17 protein-coding genes are annotated in these 18,709 nt (G+C 62.4%); 9 read left to right on the forward strand and 8 right to left on the reverse strand.

Annotated features, from left to right (window positions below; translation table 11 throughout):
* The first annotated feature begins 15 nt into the window (after positions 1-15).
* Positions 16-2,376: an excinuclease ABC subunit UvrA gene (locus P3G66_RS02250; protein ID WP_007731409.1), complete on the forward strand. Its 2,361-nt coding sequence runs from the start codon at positions 16-18 to the stop codon at positions 2,374-2,376.
* 13 nt (positions 2,377-2,389) lie between these two features.
* Here P3G66_RS02250 and P3G66_RS02255 read toward each other — a convergent pair whose 3' ends face one another.
* From P3G66_RS02255 to P3G66_RS02280, 6 genes are all read right to left on the reverse strand, one after another.
* Complete coding sequence (locus P3G66_RS02255) at positions 2,390-3,373, reverse strand: protocatechuate dioxygenase (protein ID WP_276116131.1); 984 nt, start codon at positions 3,371-3,373, stop codon at positions 2,390-2,392.
* A gap of 66 nt (positions 3,374-3,439) precedes the next feature.
* Positions 3,440-4,366: a hotdog fold thioesterase gene (locus tag P3G66_RS02260; RefSeq protein WP_003940082.1), complete on the reverse strand. Its 927-nt coding sequence runs from the start codon at positions 4,364-4,366 to the stop codon at positions 3,440-3,442.
* Between the two features lie 44 nt (positions 4,367-4,410).
* A complete protein-coding gene (locus P3G66_RS02265; RefSeq protein ID WP_003940511.1) occupies positions 4,411-5,193 on the reverse strand; it encodes a pirin-like bicupin family protein in 783 nt (260 codons plus the stop codon).
* 115 nt (positions 5,194-5,308) lie between these two features.
* Positions 5,309-6,055, reverse strand: coding sequence for a pirin family protein (locus tag P3G66_RS02270; RefSeq protein WP_003939960.1), 747 nt, complete (start codon positions 6,053-6,055; stop codon positions 5,309-5,311).
* A 1-nt stretch (position 6,056) separates the two neighbouring features.
* Complete coding sequence (locus P3G66_RS02275; protein ID WP_007731415.1) at positions 6,057-7,022, reverse strand: pirin family protein; 966 nt, start codon at positions 7,020-7,022, stop codon at positions 6,057-6,059.
* A gap of 114 nt (positions 7,023-7,136) precedes the next feature.
* Entirely contained in the window at positions 7,137-7,859 is a 723-nt protein-coding gene (locus P3G66_RS02280) for a helix-turn-helix domain-containing protein (RefSeq protein WP_003939719.1), read from the reverse strand.
* A gap of 138 nt (positions 7,860-7,997) precedes the next feature.
* Here P3G66_RS02280 and P3G66_RS02285 point away from each other — a divergent pair, with 138 nt between their 5' ends.
* From P3G66_RS02285 to P3G66_RS02310, 6 genes are all read left to right on the forward strand, one after another.
* Positions 7,998-8,447: a nuclear transport factor 2 family protein gene (locus P3G66_RS02285; RefSeq protein WP_042452740.1), complete on the forward strand. Its 450-nt coding sequence runs from the start codon at positions 7,998-8,000 to the stop codon at positions 8,445-8,447.
* Between the two features lie 49 nt (positions 8,448-8,496).
* Positions 8,497-9,333: an SDR family oxidoreductase gene (locus P3G66_RS02290; RefSeq protein WP_007731420.1), complete on the forward strand. Its 837-nt coding sequence runs from the start codon at positions 8,497-8,499 to the stop codon at positions 9,331-9,333.
* Positions 9,326-10,108, forward strand: coding sequence for an SDR family oxidoreductase (locus tag P3G66_RS02295; RefSeq protein WP_047271227.1), 783 nt, complete (start codon positions 9,326-9,328; stop codon positions 10,106-10,108). The genes P3G66_RS02290 and P3G66_RS02295 overlap by 8 nt, the downstream gene beginning before the upstream one ends.
* A complete protein-coding gene (locus tag P3G66_RS02300; RefSeq protein ID WP_058226219.1) occupies positions 10,105-11,562 on the forward strand; it encodes an FAD-dependent oxidoreductase in 1,458 nt (485 codons plus the stop codon). Before P3G66_RS02295 ends, P3G66_RS02300 begins: the two co-directional genes overlap by 4 nt.
* 108 nt (positions 11,563-11,670) lie before the next feature.
* Positions 11,671-12,951, forward strand: coding sequence for an MFS transporter (locus tag P3G66_RS02305; RefSeq protein WP_037120539.1), 1,281 nt, complete (start codon positions 11,671-11,673; stop codon positions 12,949-12,951).
* 26 nt (positions 12,952-12,977) lie between these two features.
* Complete coding sequence (locus P3G66_RS02310; RefSeq protein WP_030535188.1) at positions 12,978-13,466, forward strand: nuclear transport factor 2 family protein; 489 nt, start codon at positions 12,978-12,980, stop codon at positions 13,464-13,466.
* A gap of 68 nt (positions 13,467-13,534) precedes the next feature.
* Here the strand turns inward: P3G66_RS02310 and P3G66_RS02315 are convergent, their stop codons facing one another.
* Positions 13,535-15,175: an ABC-F family ATP-binding cassette domain-containing protein gene (locus P3G66_RS02315; RefSeq protein WP_276116132.1), complete on the reverse strand. Its 1,641-nt coding sequence runs from the start codon at positions 15,173-15,175 to the stop codon at positions 13,535-13,537.
* A 208-nt stretch (positions 15,176-15,383) separates the two neighbouring features.
* The gene (locus P3G66_RS02320) at positions 15,384-15,941 is read right to left on the reverse strand and encodes a TetR-like C-terminal domain-containing protein (RefSeq protein WP_021332048.1); all 558 of its coding nucleotides are present in this window, start codon (positions 15,939-15,941) and stop codon (positions 15,384-15,386) included.
* 51 nt (positions 15,942-15,992) lie between these two features.
* On the opposite strand from P3G66_RS02320, the gene P3G66_RS02325 reads away from it, so the two are divergent.
* Entirely contained in the window at positions 15,993-16,952 is a 960-nt protein-coding gene (locus tag P3G66_RS02325) for a DMT family transporter (RefSeq protein WP_003940520.1), read from the forward strand.
* Positions 16,949-18,544, forward strand: a complete 1,596-nt coding sequence (locus P3G66_RS02330; protein WP_276116133.1) for an amidohydrolase — start codon at positions 16,949-16,951, stop codon at positions 18,542-18,544. The genes P3G66_RS02325 and P3G66_RS02330 overlap by 4 nt, the downstream gene beginning before the upstream one ends.
* Positions 18,545-18,709 lie beyond the last annotated feature (165 nt).

Consider the following 18,709-nt stretch of genomic DNA (forward strand, 5'->3'; position numbering starts at 1 on the left):
ACAGATGGAGACACGATGACTGCCTTGCACACCGCAGACAGCCACGATTTGATCCGCGTGCAAGGCGCGCGGGTGAACAACCTCGAAGACATCAGTGTCGAGATCCCGAAGCGGAGGCTGACGGTATTCACCGGCGTCTCCGGTTCGGGGAAGAGTTCGCTGGTGTTCAGTACGATCGCCGCGGAATCGCAGCGGATGATCAACGAGACCTACAGCGCTTTCGTTCAAGGATTCATGCCGACGCTCGCGCGGCCGGACGTCGATGTTCTCGACGGCCTGACCACCGCGATCATCGTCGATCAGCAGCGGATGGGAGTCGACCCGCGCTCGACCGTCGGAACCGCCACCGACGCCAACGCGATGCTCCGCATCCTGTTCAGCCGTCTCGGAAAGCCTCACATCGGTTCGCCTCAGGCGTTTTCGTTCAACGTGGCCTCGATCTCCGGAGCAGGCGCGGTCACGATGGAACGCGGCGGACGTCAGACGAAAGAGCGTCGCAGCTTCAAGATCACCGGCGGCATGTGTCCGCGGTGTGAGGGACGAGGGGCGGTCAACGATTTCGATCTGACCGCGTTGTACGACGACACCAAGTCGCTCAACGAGAGTGCGATCACGGTCCCCGGCTACAGCATGGAGGGTTGGTACGGCCGGATCTACCGCGGCTGCGGTTTCTTCGATCCCGACAAGCCGATCAAGAAGTACACCAAGAAGGAACTGAACGATCTGCTCTACAAAGAGCCGACCAAGATCAAGGTCGAAGGCATCAACCTGACGTACACGGGTCTGATTCCGCAGATTCAGAAGTCGTTCCTGGCCAAGGACGTCGACGCGATGCAGCCCCACATCCGGGCTTTCGTCGAGCGGGCGATCACGTTCACCACCTGCCCCGAGTGCGACGGGACGCGACTGAGCGAGGGGGCGCGGTCGTCGAAGATCAAGGGCGTCAACATCGCCGACGCCTGCTCGATGCAGATCAGCGATCTCGCGGAATGGGTCAGCGGACTGAAGGAACCGTCGGTCGCGCCGTTGCTCACGACGCTCGGTGAAACGCTCGACTCGTTCGTGGAGATCGGACTCGGCTACCTCAGTCTCGATCGGCCGTCGGGAACCCTCTCCGGCGGTGAAGCTCAGCGCACCAAGATGATTCGTCACCTGGGTTCCTCGCTCACCGACATCACGTATGTTTTCGACGAGCCCACCACCGGCCTGCATCCGCACGACATCGCGAGGATGAACGACCTACTGCTGCGCCTGCGGGACAAGGGCAACACCGTGCTCGTGGTCGAGCACAAGCCGGAGACGATCGTGATCGCCGATCACATCGTCGACCTCGGTCCGGGTGCGGGTAGCGCCGGCGGAAACGTCTGCTTCGAGGGCACCGTCGACGGTTTGCGTGCCAGCGACACCGTAACCGGCCGTCACTTCGACGACCGGGCCGCAATCAAAGAGACCGTGCGGGAGTCCACCGGAGCAATCGAGATTCGTGGAGCGAACTCACACAACCTGCAGGACGTCGACGTCGACGTACCGCTCGGCGTCCTGGTCGTGGTCACCGGTGTCGCCGGGTCGGGCAAGAGTTCGCTGATCCACGGCTCGCTCGCGAAACGCGAAGACGTGGTGTCGGTCGATCAGAGCGCGATCCGCGGCTCGCGTCGGAGCAACCCGGCGACGTACACGGGGCTGCTCGACCCGATTCGCAAGGCATTCGCCAAGGCCAACGGCGTGAAGCCGGCGCTCTTCAGTGCCAACTCCGAGGGCGCCTGCCCGACGTGCAACGGCAACGGCGTCATCTACAGCGACCTGGCGATGATGGCCGGCGTTGCCACTCTCTGCGAGGAGTGCGAGGGCAAGCGCTTCCAAGCCGAGGTACTCGAATACAAATTCGGTGGCAAGGACATCAACGAGGTTCTCACGATGTCGGTGGCCGAGGCCGAGGAGTTCTTCGGCGACGGTGAGGCCAAGACCCTCGCTGCGCACAAGATCCTCGTCCGACTGGTCGACGTGGGGCTCGGATACCTCACGATCGGCCAGCCGTTGACGACGCTGTCGGGCGGTGAGCGTCAGCGCATCAAGCTGGCAACCCACCTGGGTGAGAAGGGCGGCGTGTACGTCCTCGACGAGCCGACCACCGGACTGCACCTGGCCGACGTCGAGCAGTTGCTCGGCCTGCTCGATCGACTGGTCGATTCCGGCAAGTCAGTCATCGTGATCGAGCACCACCAAGCGGTGATGGCACACGCAGACTGGATCATCGACCTCGGCCCTGGTGCGGGTCACGACGGCGGTCGGATCGTCTTCGAGGGCACTCCCGAGGAGCTCGTCGCCGACGGCTCCACCCTCACCGGAAAGCACCTCGCGGCATACGTCGGCAGCTGACCGGGCTCCTACCTCAGGCGTCGATACCCAAGTTGATGACGGCGAGGTAGGACCCGTCCGACTGCTTTTCGACGGTCATGAGGCCGGTGTCGTCGTAGATGCCGTCACTGGCGTTGTTCGTGTTGTTCTCACGACCGGTGTGCTCGCTGTACGGGGACTGCGAGTACACCTCGTCGAGAAGGGTCTCGTCGAAGAAGGTCTGCGACGTGAGGACCGTCTTCTTGTCGATGTGAACCTTGACGTGGATGTGGGTGGTGCGGCCCATGTACCAGCCGGGGAAGATCGTGGTGAACTGTGCGATGCCGTTTGCATCGGTGGTCTGCGCCCCGCGCAGATAGGTACCGTCGTCGGTGGTGGTGGCTTCGGTGTCGCCGACGCTGTACGAACCGTCGGAGGTCTCACCGGACCCTCCCATGCCGCCGCCCATTCCGCCGGGGGCGCCTGACGGTGGTTCGCCCATTCCGCCTCCGGGTGCACCTGACGGAGGTTCACCCATCCCGCCGGCCGGGGGAGTTCCGCCACCGCCGCCGCCGTTGGCGCTCAGCGAACCGGATTCGAAGCCGGAGTACACGCCGCCGGCGTCGCAGTGCCAGATCTCGACGACGGCGTTACTGACCGCGCCGATGCTGCCGTCGACGTTGCACTGGCTGTTGTCCTGCACGCGCATCGCAACCTGCAGCGTGGTGCCCGGACGGTCCTCGCGGATGTCGCCGCGAATGGAGTCGACGTCGAACCAGTAGGGACCCTGCGTCTCTTCCTTGCTCATGACGCACTGCGGTGCTTTGGCCAGCAGTGCGGTGACGGCATCGCCGGACGTGGCCGCTGCGGAAGCGCCGGAAGTGGTTGTCGTCGATGCAGCCGCGGCCGAAGTCGTCGTCGCGGTGCCACTGTTACCGGAACAGGCTGCGATGAGCCCGCCGACACTGATGGTTCCGCCGAGAGCGAGGGCCCGTCGACGGCTCACGCGTAGCCTGCTCGCTTCGATGTCTTTGTTCACGCCGCTGTACCTCCATTGTGTGGGCTGTTGTCTCAATGGTGGACGGGCGACCTGGTGCGGAACTGGTTATCCGCTGTGAACTTGCTGGGAGAGCATCTGGATGCTCGAGGTGGCCCGTACGTAGACCTGTCCGCCGGCGTCGACGATGCGCGTTTCGATCAGCGCGAGCCTGCGCCCGGCACGAATCACGGAGGCCTCGGCGCGTAAGACCGGCCCGCCGATGTCGGGTGAGCGCAGGAAGTCGATCTTGTGGTCGAGGACGCGATAGTCCTGGTCGACGCTGGTCAGGGTCTGGGCAGACAGGCCAGTGATGGCGTCGACTGCCGAGATGAGGACACCGCCCTGAACGGCGCCCAACGGGTTGGCCATCCAGGCCACGGGTGCGAACTCACCGACGACGGAACCCGGGGTCACGTCGACGACAGCAAGATCGAGGAGTCCGGCGAGTGGACCGCGTTCGAGTTTGCCGTCGCGGATTCCTTCGACGACGTCGGACCCGGACAACCCGCTCAGGTCGCTTGTCTTCTCCGGCGTCGGGACGGGCAGCGGCTCGCCCTCCACGTAGTCGTCGATTCCCACGACGGGGGGACGCGAGACCACCATGGCGCGACCGGCCATCACTGCCAGAAGGGTGCCGTTCTCGTCGCGAAGTTGCCCGGATGCGAGTCCGACGCCGTCGTCGAGATGCACGAGTGTTCCGGTGGCACCGACGTCCGCGACGTCGGGGATGTCGGCGCCCGCACTGACCGTGACCTGCGCGAGCACGGACTGATGGCCCGAGGTCAGTCCCGAGTACACCGCGCCACCCATGGCACCGTCGATCATGACTCCGATGGAACCGAGCACGGTCTTGCCACGGTGATCGTGGAATCGCTCGCCGACGGCCTGCGCGAAGGCCAGGTCCCCGGGCTCGACCGAAACGGCGCGCACACCCATCAATGTGTTGAGTGGGTCAAGCTTCTTGACGGGCGCGGCGGAGTTGTCGATGCTCATCTGTCGAGTATCTCCAGCGCGCCGAGTCCTGCCGAGACCGGGTCTCAACCACCGATACGTGAATGCATCTCCCAGACGAGGACTTCGGCCCCGGCGTCGGAGGTCAGCTGCTGGCCACCCGAATCGCTCAACCGGACAGCATCGCCTTCGTACAGTGTGCCGACGCCCTCCATCTCGGCAGTGCCCTGCGCGACGAAGACGTGCAGGAACCGTGCGCCCGGAAGATTCACGGAGGTGCCCGGCAGAATGCGTGCGACATGCATGGCGGCGTTCTTGTTGTTGATGCGAATCGCCGAATGATCCTTGTAGCGCTCCATCCCGGAGGCAACCGGGATCAGACCGCCGCGCAGCAGTTCGTCGTCGATCTCGAGCTGTTCGTAACCGGGGGTCAGTCCACCTTCGTCCGGTACCACCCACATCTGAATGAAATGCACGGGGTCGGAATGCTGTTCGCCGCCGATACGCCACGAATCGTTCTTCTCACTGTGCATGATTCCGGTACCGGCGCTCATGCGCTGGGCGAGTCCCGGATAGATGACGCCGGTGTGGCCGATGGAATCCTGGTGCACGAGCGAACCGCGAAGCACCCAGGTCACGATTTCCATGTCCTTGTGCGGATGGGTGTCGAAACCGGTTCCCGCCAGTACGGTGTCGTCGTTGTTGACGAGCAGCAATCCGTGATGAGTGTTGTCCGGATCGTAGTGCTGTCCGAACGAGAACGAATGTTTCGAATCCAGCCAGGAGACGCGGGATTTCAAGCGATCGCCGGAGCGGTGCACATCGATGTGCGGTGTCGTCCGTGGGGCCTGTGCTCGACCAGATGCCATGGCTCCTCCTTCTGTACCACCGGGATCCACCACAATCGGGATCCGCCACTACCGGCATCCACCCTACGACGAACCTGCTGTGTAGTCCGAACATTGGGCGTACTCGGTGGTGTCGTCAGTTCGTCGACGCGTGCATCTCCCACACGAGTATCTCCGCATCGCCGATTCCCTCGACTCGTTGACCGCCAGTATCCTTGAGTCGCAACGAATCTCCCGGACCGAGCAATCCGACTCCCTCGACGTCGACAGTGCCACCGGCGATGAAGCCGTGCACGTACGGCGCATCCGGGAGAGATACCGACCCACCGGTCTCGAGGCGAGCAACATGCAGTGCCGCATGTTTGTTGTGCAAGCTGATCGCGCTGTGGTCGCGATGCGCGGGCATCCCCGACGCCAGGGTGATCAGGCCACCGCCGTCGAGTTCGGAGTTGATGTCGAGTTCCTGATAGCTCGGAGTCACTCCGGATTCGTCCGGGGGTATCCACATCTGGACGAGGTGAACGGGCTCGGTGACACGCGAGCCGTCGGCCCGGAAGCGATCGTTGCGCTCGGAGTGCAGGATTCCGGTACCGGCGCTCATTCTCTGCGCGAGTCCGCGATGGATGACCCCGGAGTGCCCAGCGGAATCCTGGTGAACCAGAGATCCGCTGAGCACCCACGTCACGATCTCGGTGTCGCGGTGCTGATGAGTGTCGAAACCGTAGTCGGCTTCGATGATGTCGTCGTTGTTCACCAACAGAAGTCCGTGCGCGTACGCGGCGTGATCGAAGTTTCCGGCGAAGGGGAAACTGTGACGCGCCGTGAGCCAGCCGTAGTTGAGATGCGCACGTTCGTCAGCTCGCTGGACGACTACCGACGACATGTCAGCTCAGCGTCTCGTGTGCCGCCGGGATGGATCCCAGGCGTCCGGCCTGGAAGTCCTCGAAGGCCTGCATGACCTCGGACTTGGTGTTCATGACGAACGGCCCGGCCATCGCGATGGGCTCACGAATCGGTTTGCCGCCGAGGATGAATACCTCGAGAGATTCGGTCCGTGAATCCTGGCGATCGGAGGCGGCGACGGTGATGGAGTCACCGCGTCCGAAGACAGCTGTCTGTCCGACACGAATGGGCCGACGCTCTGCCCCGACCGTGCCTTCGCCGGCGAGCACGTAGACGATCGCGTTGAACTCGGGGTTCCACGGAAGCGTCAGGCTCGCACCCGGGGCCACAGTCGTGTGGGAGAGCGCGATCGGTGTGTACGTCGATCCGGGTCCGGCGTGGCCGGCGATGTCTCCGGCGATGACGCGTACCAAGGCTCCGCCGTCCGGCGAGGAAAGCAGGGCCACCTTGTTACCGGTGATGTCCTGGTACCGCGGAGATGCCATCTTGTTGTCGCGAGGCAGGTTGACCCACAGTTGGACGCCGTGGAAAAGGCCGCCGCTGAGGACGAGGTGCTCCGGCGGAGTTTCGATGTGGAGGATGCCGCCACCCGCGGTCATCCACTGGGTGTCGCCGCCGCCGATAATGCCACCGCCACCGTTGGAGTCCTGGTGCTCCATGATGCCGTCGATCATGTAGGTCACGGTTTCGAAGCCGCGGTGCGGGTGCCACGGTGTGCCCTTGGGTTCTCCGGGTGCGTAGTTGACCTCGCCCATCTGGTCCATGTGGATGAAGGGATCGAGGGCGGAGAGGTCGATGCCGGCGAAGGCGCGGTGAACGGGAAAGCCTTCACCTTCGTATCCGACCGGTGCGGTGGTGATGCTCTTGACGGGGCGGTCGACTGCTGACTCTGCCGGCTCGTCGAGACGGGGCAGGGCCAAGATGTTCTCGACTGTCACAGCAGGCATGTCGTACTCCTTGTATCCGTGAAGCTGATGTCAGGTAGTTGATTGTTCAACTATCTCATTCGGAGTCAACAAAGTCGAGCCCCGGGTATTCCCGGGGCTCGACTGGTGTTCGGATCAGCGCAACATGCTGCCGAGGGTCTTTGCAGCTGCCATGACCTCGGCGCCCAGCGCTGCTTGGTCCTCGGAGTCGAAGACGGAAATTCCGAGGCTGGAGATGGCGTCGCGGCGTCGGCCGGGGATCACCGCCGAGATTCCCAGGACGGACGGGATGACCTCGCCGACGGTCACTGCGTAGCCGCGTGCGCGTGCCGCCGTCACTTCCTCTCGTTCCCCGCTCGTCGGCGGGAGTGAGGCAAGGATGGAAAGCCCGGCGGAGCCGCGGTCGATCGGATCGACCTGCCCTGGATGAAACGCGACGTGAACCTTGGCGCTGCGTGGTTCGACCACCATCAGCGCGCGCACTTCGGTATCGCTCTCGCGGACCACCAGGTGCGCTGTCGCCTCGGTGGCCTCGGCAAGTTCTTGAAGTATCGGGCGAGCGAGAGTGCGCAAATCCTGTTCCACCGGTTCGGCGAGGGTGACCAGGCCGGCGCCGAGAGTGACGCGCTTGAAGGAGTCCTTGCGGCACAGGTGATGAGCCTCGAGCGTGCGGATCAACCGATGTGCGACGGTTCGGTGGACTCCCACTCCGTCGGCGATGTCGGTGACCGACAAGCCGTGCGGATAGGACGTCAGGAGTTCCAGGATCTCGAGTCCGTGGTGCAGCGTTTTCGACATGCTCGAGTCCACTTGAACTGCGCTTTTGCGCGGTCGGTGTTCCTCGCTCAGCTCTGACATCAAATCCCTTTCTTGACGTTTGTGAGGTATGCCACCTACGCTTTGAACATATCGCACAGTGTGTGCGATTATCGCACACTTTACGGAGCTGCACAACCTTCGGGTGGATGCAGCACAGCGTGTTCGGAGAGAACCTTCATGAGCAACTGCAGCGTCGTGGCAACGGAGGATGTTGCCGCAATCCACCAGCTGTACGGCCACCAGAGTCATTGCATAGACTCTGGGCGCCAGCAGGATTGGGCGCAGACATTCACCGATGGCGGTGAGTTTCATTCCCCCAGTTATCCGGAACCTGTGGTCGGTTTCGACGACCTTGCGGCTTTTGCTGCTCGCTTCTTCGCTGCGGCGGAAGCTGCCGACGAGGTGCATCGCCACGTTCTGACCAATCTCGTCGTCGAGGCGGTGGACGAGAGTGCTCTCACAGTGCACGGGTACCTGCAGATCGTTGCCACCGCTCGCGGCGGAGACTCGCGACTGGTGCGGATGACAACTGTCACAGATCACGTGGTTCGGGTCGGTGAGGAGTGGAAGATCGCCCGCCGCACCGTTTCCCGCGACGACGCGCCCCGAGCGTCCGAACAAGCTTGAAGTACCGAAATGTTTCTTGCACAACAATATTCAGTAGGAGAAGTACATCATGACCGAAAGCTCTGACCAGACGAACCCGGGCCGTACCGTTGTGACGCAGATGTCGGCGGTGTACCCGGAGTTGGCAGGCAAGGTCGCAGTGGTGACCGGCGCGGCTCAGGGTATGGGTGCGACGTTCGCCGAAGGACTGGCAACGCGCGGCGTACATGTCGTCGGCGCCGACATCAACGAAGAGCAGATGCTCGCCACGGCCGCACGAATCAACACGGACCTCGAATCGAATGCACTGGCGGACAAGCCGGGGCGCGTCGTCGGAGCTCGGGTCGACGTCACCAAGCCCGACGAGCATGAATTGCTTGCGCAGTTGGCGTTGAAGGAGTTCGGCCGGGTCGATTTCTGGATCAACAATGCGGGTATCTTCCCGTTCGCGCTGGCCGAGGAGATCACCCCGGAGCAGATCGGCGCAACGCTGAGTGTCAATGTCGAAGGAGTGCTCTACGGTGCTCAGGCGGCGGCACGTCACCTCGGCCCCGGCGGCGCCATCGTCAACATGTCTTCGGTGTCTGCGCTGCGTGTGCGGAAGGGGAGGGGCGCATACTGCACGTCGAAAGCTGCCGTTGCGCACCTCACGGAGTCTCTCGCAGTGGAGTTCGGCGACAAGGGTATTCGGGTCAACTCCATTGCACCCGGCTACATCGACACGGCGATGACGAAGTGGGTTCAGGAAGATCCGATCGCGCTCGCGAACGCACTCGACGCGGTACCGCTGCATCGTCTGGGCTCGCCCGAAGAGGTCTTCGGCCCGCTGCTGTTCCTGCTCTCGGACAGCGCGCGCTACGTCACCGGGCACAGCATTGCGGTGGACGGTGGTTCGCGGCATGTCTGAGTCCACGACATATCCCGGCGTCGTTCTCGTTACCGGCGGTGCTGCCGGGATGGGAGCGCATCACGCGCACACTCTCGCCGCGCGCGGTTCGCATGTCTGCATTGCCGATGTTTCGGATTCATCCGGCGTGGTCGACGACATCGTCGCCGCAGGCGGATCGGCATCCGCTCATATTCTCGACGTCACCGATGCCGAGGCCTGGGACCGGGTTGTCGACGAAATTCGCACCACCCGTGGGGAACTCGGCGGACTGGTCAACAATGCCGGTATCTCGCGTCGGCTCGAATTCATGGACACCCCGAACGACATCTGGGAGCTGACCATGAAGATCAACCTCTTCGGCCCGTTCTACGGTATGAAGGCGGTGGCGCCGCTGATGCGCGAGAGTGGTGGCGGATCTATCGTCAACATCTCGTCCATCGCCGGTCAGATCGGATACTTCTCTCCGGCTTACTCGTCGAGCAAGTGGGGTCTGACCGGTCTGTCGAAGTCGGCCGCAGGCAACTTCGCGCAGTGGGGGATTCGCGTCAACTCGGTGCACCCGGGACTGGTCGGTACGGCGCTGCTCGGCGGCGCGAACGACTTCGTCGCCGCGTCACTGAAGTCGGTTCCCTTCGGACGCATGGGAACTCTCGACGAGATCACCGAAGCAGTGCTGTTCCTGCTCTCGAACAGTTCCACCTACACCACCGGTACGGAACTCACTGTCGACGGCGGGTTGGTGTCGAACGGTCTTTACCACCGCATCATCGCGGAGACTGGAGAACTTTCATGACCGAACACTGGGACGTCGTTGTCATCGGTGGCGGCGGAGCAGGTCTCGCCGCTGCGGTGTCGGCAGCTGAAGAAGGCGCATCCGTTCTGCTGTTCGAATCCGAAACCGAACTCGGTGGATCCACCGCGCTGTCGGCCGGTATCTTCACGGCCGCCGGAACGAGCGTGCAGGCCGGCCTCGGAGTCGAAGACTCGGCAGAGAAGTTCTTCCAGCACTACATGGACCTCAACCAGTGGATGCTCTCACCCGGATTGATTCGTGCATTCTGCGAAAACGCCGGTCCGACACTGGAATGGCTCATCGGACTCGGCGTCGAGATTCCCGCGGCGATCTCAGGTAACGCTCACCAGCCGGGACTCGCCCAAGCCGGCGTCGAGGACGTCTGGCGCGGCCACGTGCCCAAGGATCAGGGATACGGACTGATTCAGGTGCTGGACAAGGCTCGTCGTAAGCACGGGATCGAGGTCATCTTCGGAACACGGGTGCAGAAGCTGATCGAGGAAGACGGTCGGGTTGTCGGCGTTGTCGCCGACGACATCGAGGTGCCTGCGGGCGCCGTCGTTGTTGCCTCCGGTGGATTCGCGCAAGATCCGGGTTTGGTGGAACGCCACTTCCCGGACGCGAACAAGGCCGGAGAGGCCTTGTTCGTCGTCGCAGCCGAGGGGAGCCGCGGAGACCATCTTCGTTTTGCCGAAGACCTCGGTGCTTCCCTGGCGGGCGACGGCTGGGGTCTGATGCTGCCCACCGTCTACTTCCAGCGATTCCACCACTGGCAGGCCGGCTTTCCGCCGAAGTCGCGGATCTACGTCAACCAGGACGGCCGTCGTTTCATGGACGAGGACAGCTCGTACGCGGTCTCGACCGGCATCATCGACCATCAGGGTGGATACGGTTGGATGATCTTCGACGAGAACGCTCGCGTGAATCTGGCTCCAGGATATGCGGATTGGAATCCCGAACGCATCGAGGAAGAAGTTGCCGCCGGTGGCACGATTCGTGCGGACACGATCGAAGACCTCGCAGTGGCTACGGGTGTTCCGGTTGCGACGTTGGCGCAAACCCTGCGTCGATGGAACGACCAACTGCCCAGCGGTCACGACGACGACTTCCTCCGCCATCGCACGTTGCGGAACAAGGGTGCCGTCGGCAATCCGGATCCTATTGCGACAGCTCCGTTCTATGCCGCGAAGATCCTTCCGGCAGAGCTCGTCTGTACGCATGCGGGAATGGAGATCAACACCGATGCGGCCGTGCTCGGCAGCACCGGAGTACCTATCGAGGGTCTGTACGCCGCAGGTGAGGCCGGCGCCGGAATCCTCGGACTGAGATACGTGGGCGGCGGCAATGCGGTTGCCAACGCTTTGACCATGGGCCGCGTAGCGGGACGTAATGCGGCGAATTACACCAGGACCAGCGCTGAGAGCGCACCGGTCCATTCCATCGCGCACTCCTGACGTCCGACGTCTGCGCGGCACCGAATCCAGTCAGTATCCAATCCAGGCAGGGAACAACATGTCAGAGAATGAGACCATGGCGAGAGCCGAATCCACCGAGGGCGCAGCGTGGCAACCGAACGACAGTCGACGACGAAGGTAATTCGCGCGGCCATCGTCGGTACCGTCGTCGAGTACTACGACTTCGGTATCTACGGATACATGGCCACGACGATCGCCGCGCTGTTCTTCGTTTCCCATGACCCGAACGCAGCACTGCTCGGTACCTTTGCAGCATTCGCCGTGGCCTTCTTCCTACGCGTGCCCGGCGGCATCTTCTTCGGCCACATCGGCGACAAGTACGGCCGCAAGAACGCGCTGTCCTGGACCATCCTCCTGATGGTTCTCGCGACAGCCGGAATGGGCCTGCTGCCGACTTACGCCACGTTGGGTGTGTGGGCGACGTCCATCCTGGTTCTGGCTCGTTGCCTGCAGGGCTTCGCGGCCGGCGGTGAACTCGGCGGCGCCAACGCGTTCGTCTCCGAGTCCGCTCCCAAACGGTGGCGTGCGACGCAGACCTCGATGGTCAATACCGGCACCTACCTGGGTTCGCTGGCAGCTTCGCTCATGGCCCTCGGCCTGACGTCGGTGTTCTCGCAAGAGCAGATCCTCGAATGGGCTTGGCGTATCCCGTTCCTGCTCAGCCTGCTGATCGGTGGCATCGGTATCTGGATCCGCAGCCAGATGGAAGACACTCCTCAGTTCGAAGAACTGCAGGACAAGGGTGAGACCAAGAAGCTTCCCATCCGTGAGTTGCTCAGCACCTCCGGTGGCAGCGTCGTCAAGATCATCCTGCTGGGCGCACTCATCACCGGCGGTTACTACATCGCCTCGGTGTATGCCGCGACGTACCTGCAGACCACCGGCGGTCATTCGTCGCGCGTTGCTTTCCTTTCCACTTCTCTTGCACTGGTTCTCGGCGTCATCACGTTGCCGATCTCGGGATACATGGCAGACAAGTACGGGCGTCGGCCGGTGCTGTTCGCCGGTAGTGCCGCCGCAGTGGTTCTCGGAATCCCGATGTTCATGATGATGGCCGGTTCTGGCATCTGGCAGGCGGTTGTCGGTCAGTCAGTGCTCTTCATCTGCGTTTCCGTTGTCAACGGTGCTTCGTACGTGACCTATGTCGAAATGCTGAAAGCATCTGTGCGGTACAGCGGTCTGGCATTGGGTAACAACGTCACCAACATGTTCCTCGGTGGCACCGCGCCTTTCATCGCCACCTATCTCATCAGCTTGACCGGTAACTCTCTCGCTCCGGCTGGATACTTCGTCTTCTGTGCGGTGATCACCCTCGTCACGGTCTTCTTCATCAAGGAGACCAAGGGTGTTGAACTGCAGGTTGATTGATTATCGGGTAGAACAGGAGCCTGACCGTGTCCCTCGCTGACAAGCAAGAAATCACCGAAGTTCTGTATCGCTACGCTCGGGCCGTCGATCGGAAGGATTTCGACAGCGTGGCCCTCTGCTACTTCGACGACGCGATAGACAACCACGGCGGTTACATCGGAACCGTCGACGGGCTGATCGAAGACATGAAGCTCAGACACAAGACGATCGACTCGTCGATTCACTGCATTTCCAACATACTGATCGACGTCAACGGCGATGTCGCTCAGTGCGAGTCGTACTGTTTGTGCTTTCTGCGGCAAGAGCGTTCCGGTACGGATACGGTGCAGACGCTTGCGACGATCAAATGCCGTTACGTCGACAGGTTCGAAAGGCGCCACGGTGAATGGCGAATCGCCGATCGGATTGTCGTGTTCGACGAATCCCGTGAAGACGTGATCGAGAACATCCTGTCCACGGACTGGGTGACGCAACGTCGATCCTTCGACGATCCGGTGTACACCAGGACGCCTTGACCAGTAGTGCAGACGAAGGCCTTCACACACATCGTGTGTGAAGGCCTTTCGCCTGTTCACTTCTCGTGTCAGCCCACTGCGCCTGGTGCGGCGACCTCGGTCAAACGGCCGTCCGAGAGCCTGAGCCAGCGTTCGACCTTGACCTCGGCCAGGAATCTCTCGTCGTGGCTGACCACCACGAACGCCCCCTGATATGCATTCAGGGCACTTTCGAGTTGAGCAACGCTCACCAAGTCGAGGTTGTTGGTCGGCTCGTCGAGAAGAAGCAGCTGCGGGGCCGGATCGGCGAAGAGAACGCACGCCAATGTAGCCCGCAGTCGTTCACCGCCCGAGAGTGCAGCGACGGGAAGATGAGCACCCGCACCCCGAAAGAGGAAGCGCGCCAGGATGTTCATGCGTTCCGGTGCCGGTAGGCCTGGAGCAGACAAGGCAAAGTTCTCTGCGACGGTGCGTGCGGGGTCGAGTAGGTCGAGCCTCTGCGACAGGTATGCCACTCGACCGTCGGCTCGCGTGATCTCACCGGAAGTCGGCGCCACATCCCCGTTGACGATGCGTAGCAACGTCGACTTTCCGACGCCGTTCGGCCCGGTCAACGCGATACGCTCCGGTCCTCGAATGGCCAGGTCGATTCCGGAGTCGGCGAAGATCGCATGATCACCGAACGCGAATTGCATTCGCTCACCGAGGAACACCGTCCGGCCGGCGGGTACATGTGTGCCAGGCAATTCGAGTGAAATCGTCTGGTCGTCTCGAAGAGCGCGGCCCGCTTTGTCGAGTCGTTCCTTCGCCGCGTCGACCCGGGCGAGGTGTGTCTCGTTGGCCTTGCCGGCCGACTCCTGAGCATTGCGCTTCATGGTCCCCGCAAAGATCTTGGGCAAGCCCGCGTTCCCGAGATTGCGGGCAGCGTTACTTGCGCGTCGCGAAGCACGTTCTCGGGCCTGCTGCAGTTCGCGCTTCTCGCGCTTGACCTCTTGCTCGGCGTTGCGGATGTTCTTCTCCGCCACTTCGCGAGCCGAGCGTGCCGCGGCTTCGTAGTCGGTGAAATTGCCACCGTAGAAGCTGATCTCGCCGCTGTGAAGTTCGGCGATGCGGTCCATGCGGTCGAGTAGGCCTCGATCGTGACTGACCACCAACAGACAACCACTCCAGTCGTCGAGAACGTCGTAAAGCCTGCGGCGCGCGTCCAGGTCGAGGTTGTTGGTGGGTTCGTCGAGGAGAAGGACATCGGGGCGTCGCAGGAGTTGCGCCGCCAGTCCGAGCGAGACGACCTGCCCGCCGCTCAGAGTGTCGAGGCGACGATCGAACGTCATGTCGCCCAAACCGAGTCGACCGAGTTGGGCTCGCGTTCGTTCCTCGATATCCCAGTCGGACCCGATTGTCGTGAAGTGTTCTTCTCGTGTGTCCCCGGATTCGACAGCGTCCAGCGCAGCGAGCGTCGGGGCGATGCCCAAGACCTCGGCAATGGTCAGATCGGCTGTCAGTGGCAGGTCCTGCGGAAGGTATCCGAGAACGCCGTCGACGGACACACTGCCGGCGCGCGGCCGCAACTGGCCGGCGATCAATCTGAGCAGAGTGCTTTTCCCGACGCCGTTCTGGGCCACCAGCCCGGTTCGGCCGCCGGGCACGGTGAATGACAATTCGTCGAAGACCGGAGTGTCGTCCGGCCAGGCAAAAGACAGATTCGAGCAAACGATGTAGGTATCGGACATGAATAGACCTCAGGTGTTGTGCGGGCGCGGCAACGCTGCTCCGCGAAGAGTCGGGTAAGTGAACGACAACATGGCCACGACGGCAGCGCTCCGAGGCGTCTGCCGGTGGCCGTCATGCCCGGTTTTATCCGGAGATGTCGAGTTCACCAACCATGTCTGATCCTTTTTGGTCTGTGTTGTTTCATCCGACGATAACAGGAGCCGGTATCTACATACGAGCAATACCGGCGCAGAGAAGTTCGACCAGTCGTCGATACACCCGATCCGGGTCGGTGCCGGCCGGTTGTCCCTCTACCGATTCGAGGATGCAGAAGCCGTGCAGCGCACTGCGAAGAGACCACGCCGCCTGCTCCGAATCATCCGGGCTCAGACCGTATCCCGCGATCACCTTGTTGATGACGTCGACCACCTCGCCGACGGCGGAGACCAGATCGGGATGCGGAGCAGTGGGGTAGCGGTCGGTGATGGCGTAGAGCCCGGGGTGTACTCGGACGAACGCACGCCATGCGTCCGCGAGCGCCATGACGGCGTCGTCGCGCGAGAGACCGACCGCGGCGGCACGCAGTTGTTCGGCGAGAAGGCTGCGTGCGAGGAGGCTGAGTTGATGGTGGACGTCGTCGACCCCGTCGACGTGTTTGTACAGCGCTGACTGCCGGACGTCGAGGGTCTCGGCGAGTTGACTCAGTACCAGAGCGTCGGCGCCTTTGCTGTCGACCAGATCGGCTGCGGCAGCGATCACGCGTTCACGGGTAACCGGAGTTCTCATGCACGCATCTTCCCTGTATGACAGGCTTCGCGTCGGTGATACATTATCACCATGAGTGATGAAGTATCGCCACGCGAGCTGTCCGGCGATCAACTACGCCGTCGTGACCTGCGCGTAGTCGTCACCGGTGCATGCATCCTCGGGTTGACCTCGGTGCTCTACGAACTCTCAGGAGTGTCTCCGTCGACGGGTGCATTCTTTCGGTGTCTCTATGCGCTCATCCCTCTCGGCATGCTCGTGCTCGTTCAGCGTCGTCGGTCACCCCGGCCTTCGATCTCGGCGCCCTGGATCGTGAAGTCTCTACTTGCCGGCGCGTTCCTCGGAATCGATCTGGTGCTCTGGCACGAGTCGATTCATTCGATCGGGGCAGGTCTTTCGACTGTGATCCTGAATTTGCAGGTGCTGTTCGTCGCAATCCTCGGCTACGTTGTCCTGCGCCAACGGATCGGCCGGGAACTGGTCGCCAGCCTTCCGTTGCTCTTCGTCGGAGTTGCTCTGGTAGCCGGGACGAGCACAACGCTCACCGGGTCGAATCCTGCTGTCGGAGTGTCGTTTGCCGTGATCGCCGCAGGCGCGTACGCGGTCTACATCTTCCTCATGGGTCTGGCTACTCGGGCGGCGGGCAGAACGGCGTTGCCGATGTTCGTCTCGACGGGAGCCACTGCCCTCACGGCAGGTGCATACGGCCTCGTGAGTGGAACTTTGGATCTGACACCGTCACTCGTAGCTCAAGGTTGGCTTGTGCTGCTCGCGTTGGTATCTCAGGTGATCGGGTGGCTGCTGGTAGCCAGCGCCAGTCAGCGTCTGCCTGCCAGTGCAGTCGCCGCCAGCCTCGTGTTGCAATCGGCGTCAGCACTGTTGTTCGGCGCGGTGATGCTTGCGCAGACCCCAACTCTCGTCCAACTTGCGGGTGCCGGAATGATTTTGGCCGGAGTGGTTGTGGCGACGCGGATACCCGCGAAGAAATCCTCGACGACTGTTGTCGGAAAACGAATGGAGACAAGCGTATGACCACGGCGGCTGACCACATCTACATCAACGGCGACATCAGGGCCATGGACGGTGCGGTCGGCGATAACGCCACCGCTGTGGCAGTCAAGGACGGCAGATTTGTCGCCCTCGGAACTGACGCCGAGATCTCGGCGCTGACCGATTCCGAAACCTCCGTTGTCGATCTCGCCGGAGCGGTGGTTGTGCCGGGGTTCATCGAGACGCACCTTCATCCGATGATGTGGGGTTTGATGCTCAGTGGGGTCGACGCAACGACGAATACGTGCCCGACCATCGAGAAGTTGATCACGGCGTTGGCCGCGCGGGCCGCGATCACACCAGTTGGCGAGCCCATCGAAGCGTGGGGCTTCGACGACAGCCTCGTGGCGGAAGATCGAGGCCTGACCGCGGTTGATCTGGACAAGGCTTCCACCGAGCATCCGATTCTGGTGCGGCACTTGTCTGCTCACGGGATCTACGTCAACTCGGTCGCACTGGAGAAGGCCGGAATCGATGCCACCACGGTCGATCCGGAAGGTGGTGTCATCGTTCGGGACAGCGACGGTGTACCCACCGGTGAACTGTGCGAGGTTCCGGCAATGTCTCTGGTGCACGGACTTGTTCCGGATATGAACCCGGATGCGTCCAAGATCGCGATGCTGCGGGCGCAGGAAGTCATGGCGTCGGTGGGCGTGACGAGTTTCCACGACATGTACGTCACGGCCGAGATGTACGAGGCGTACCGGCAACTCGACGCCGATGGTGACTTGAGGCTGCGTGCGCGCCTCTATCTCGGCCACGGGGTTCACGATCAGTTGGGTGAACTCGCCGATCCGACCGAGCGAGTTCGTGTGGGCGGCGTCAAACTCATTTCGGACGGGTCGATTCAGTTGCACACCGCTGCGCTGACCGCGCCGTACCACGATCTGGGCGGATGCCACTGCGGCGGAATGGCAATCCCGGCAGGTGCGCTCGGGGCACTCGTCGAGGAACATCACGCTGTCGGCCGACAGGTTGCGATTCATACCAACGGTGATCAGGCCATCGATTTTGCATTGGACGCAATTGCAGCGGCACGGACGGCGCACCCGGACATCGAAGTTTCGCATCGACTCGAGCACGTTCAGACGTTGCGGGAAGATCAGATCGCGCGGATGGTCGAACTCGGGGTGGTGGCGTCGATCTTCGTGAACCACGTCTACTACTGGGGTGACCGGCACCGCGATCGTTTTCTCGGACCGGGTCGCGGCGAGCGGATCAGCCCCGTGGCGTCGGTCGTGGCGGCGGGGCTTGCCTACGCGCTGCATTGCGACTGCCCTGTCACTCCAGTGAACCCGCTCTTCACGATGAACACCGCCGTACATCGTGTGACGCGAGAAGGTCATGTTCTGGGTGCGGAGCAACGGGTTTCCGCGTCCGAGGCGCTGGCCGGCTACACAAGCGCAGCCGCTCGTCTCACCGGTGAGTCATCGGACAAAGGTCGGATAGCGGTGGGACTTTTGGCGGATTTTGTTGTGCTCGACGGAGATCCGCTGCGCAGCGAATCGACAGACTTGAATGAACTGTCGGTCCTGCGCACGGTTGTCGGAGGTGAGACCGTCTTCGGGGCGTAGATGCTCGTCGTTTTACCTTGGGATTGGGTGCCGGTAGTCAACTCCTTACCGGCTTCGCAACTGTAGATGCACGTGGGCCGGGAGCGAATTTGCTTCCCGGCCCACAGCTTTGGATGCAGAACGGGCAGTCGCGATTCGATGGTCGGACAAAGTTATTGGTGGAGT

The sequence above is a fragment of the Rhodococcus sp. C3V genome (assembly GCF_029269915.1).
GTDB classification, from domain to species: domain Bacteria; phylum Actinomycetota; class Actinomycetes; order Mycobacteriales; family Mycobacteriaceae; genus Rhodococcus_F; species Rhodococcus_F qingshengii.

Bases quoted from the DNA above. Each gene is read 5' to 3' on its own strand.
- P3G66_RS02265 (WP_003940511.1), bottom strand. From the start codon at position 5,193: ATGGCATCTGGTCGAGCACAGGCCCCACGGACGACACCGCACATCGAT.
- P3G66_RS02270 (WP_003939960.1), bottom strand. From the start codon at position 6,055: ATGTCGTCGGTAGTCGTCCAGCGAGCTGACGAACGTGCGCATCTCAAC.
- P3G66_RS02275 (WP_007731415.1), bottom strand. From the start codon at position 7,022: ATGCCTGCTGTGACAGTCGAGAACATCTTGGCCCTGCCCCGTCTCGAC.
- P3G66_RS02260 (WP_003940082.1), bottom strand. From the start codon at position 4,366: ATGAGCATCGACAACTCCGCCGCGCCCGTCAAGAAGCTTGACCCACTC.
- P3G66_RS02300 (WP_058226219.1), top strand. From the start codon at position 10,105: ATGACCGAACACTGGGACGTCGTTGTCATCGGTGGCGGCGGAGCAGGT.
- P3G66_RS02250 (WP_007731409.1), top strand. From the start codon at position 16: ATGACTGCCTTGCACACCGCAGACAGCCACGATTTGATCCGCGTGCAA.
- P3G66_RS02320 (WP_021332048.1), bottom strand. From the start codon at position 15,941: ATGAGAACTCCGGTTACCCGTGAACGCGTGATCGCTGCCGCAGCCGAT.
- P3G66_RS02285 (WP_042452740.1), top strand. From the start codon at position 7,998: ATGAGCAACTGCAGCGTCGTGGCAACGGAGGATGTTGCCGCAATCCAC.
- P3G66_RS02295 (WP_047271227.1), top strand. From the start codon at position 9,326: ATGTCTGAGTCCACGACATATCCCGGCGTCGTTCTCGTTACCGGCGGT.
- P3G66_RS02290 (WP_007731420.1), top strand. From the start codon at position 8,497: ATGACCGAAAGCTCTGACCAGACGAACCCGGGCCGTACCGTTGTGACG.
- P3G66_RS02280 (WP_003939719.1), bottom strand. From the start codon at position 7,859: ATGTCAGAGCTGAGCGAGGAACACCGACCGCGCAAAAGCGCAGTTCAA.
- P3G66_RS02325 (WP_003940520.1), top strand. From the start codon at position 15,993: ATGAGTGATGAAGTATCGCCACGCGAGCTGTCCGGCGATCAACTACGC.
- P3G66_RS02315 (WP_276116132.1), bottom strand. From the start codon at position 15,175: ATGTCCGATACCTACATCGTTTGCTCGAATCTGTCTTTTGCCTGGCCG.
- P3G66_RS02330 (WP_276116133.1), top strand. From the start codon at position 16,949: ATGACCACGGCGGCTGACCACATCTACATCAACGGCGACATCAGGGCC.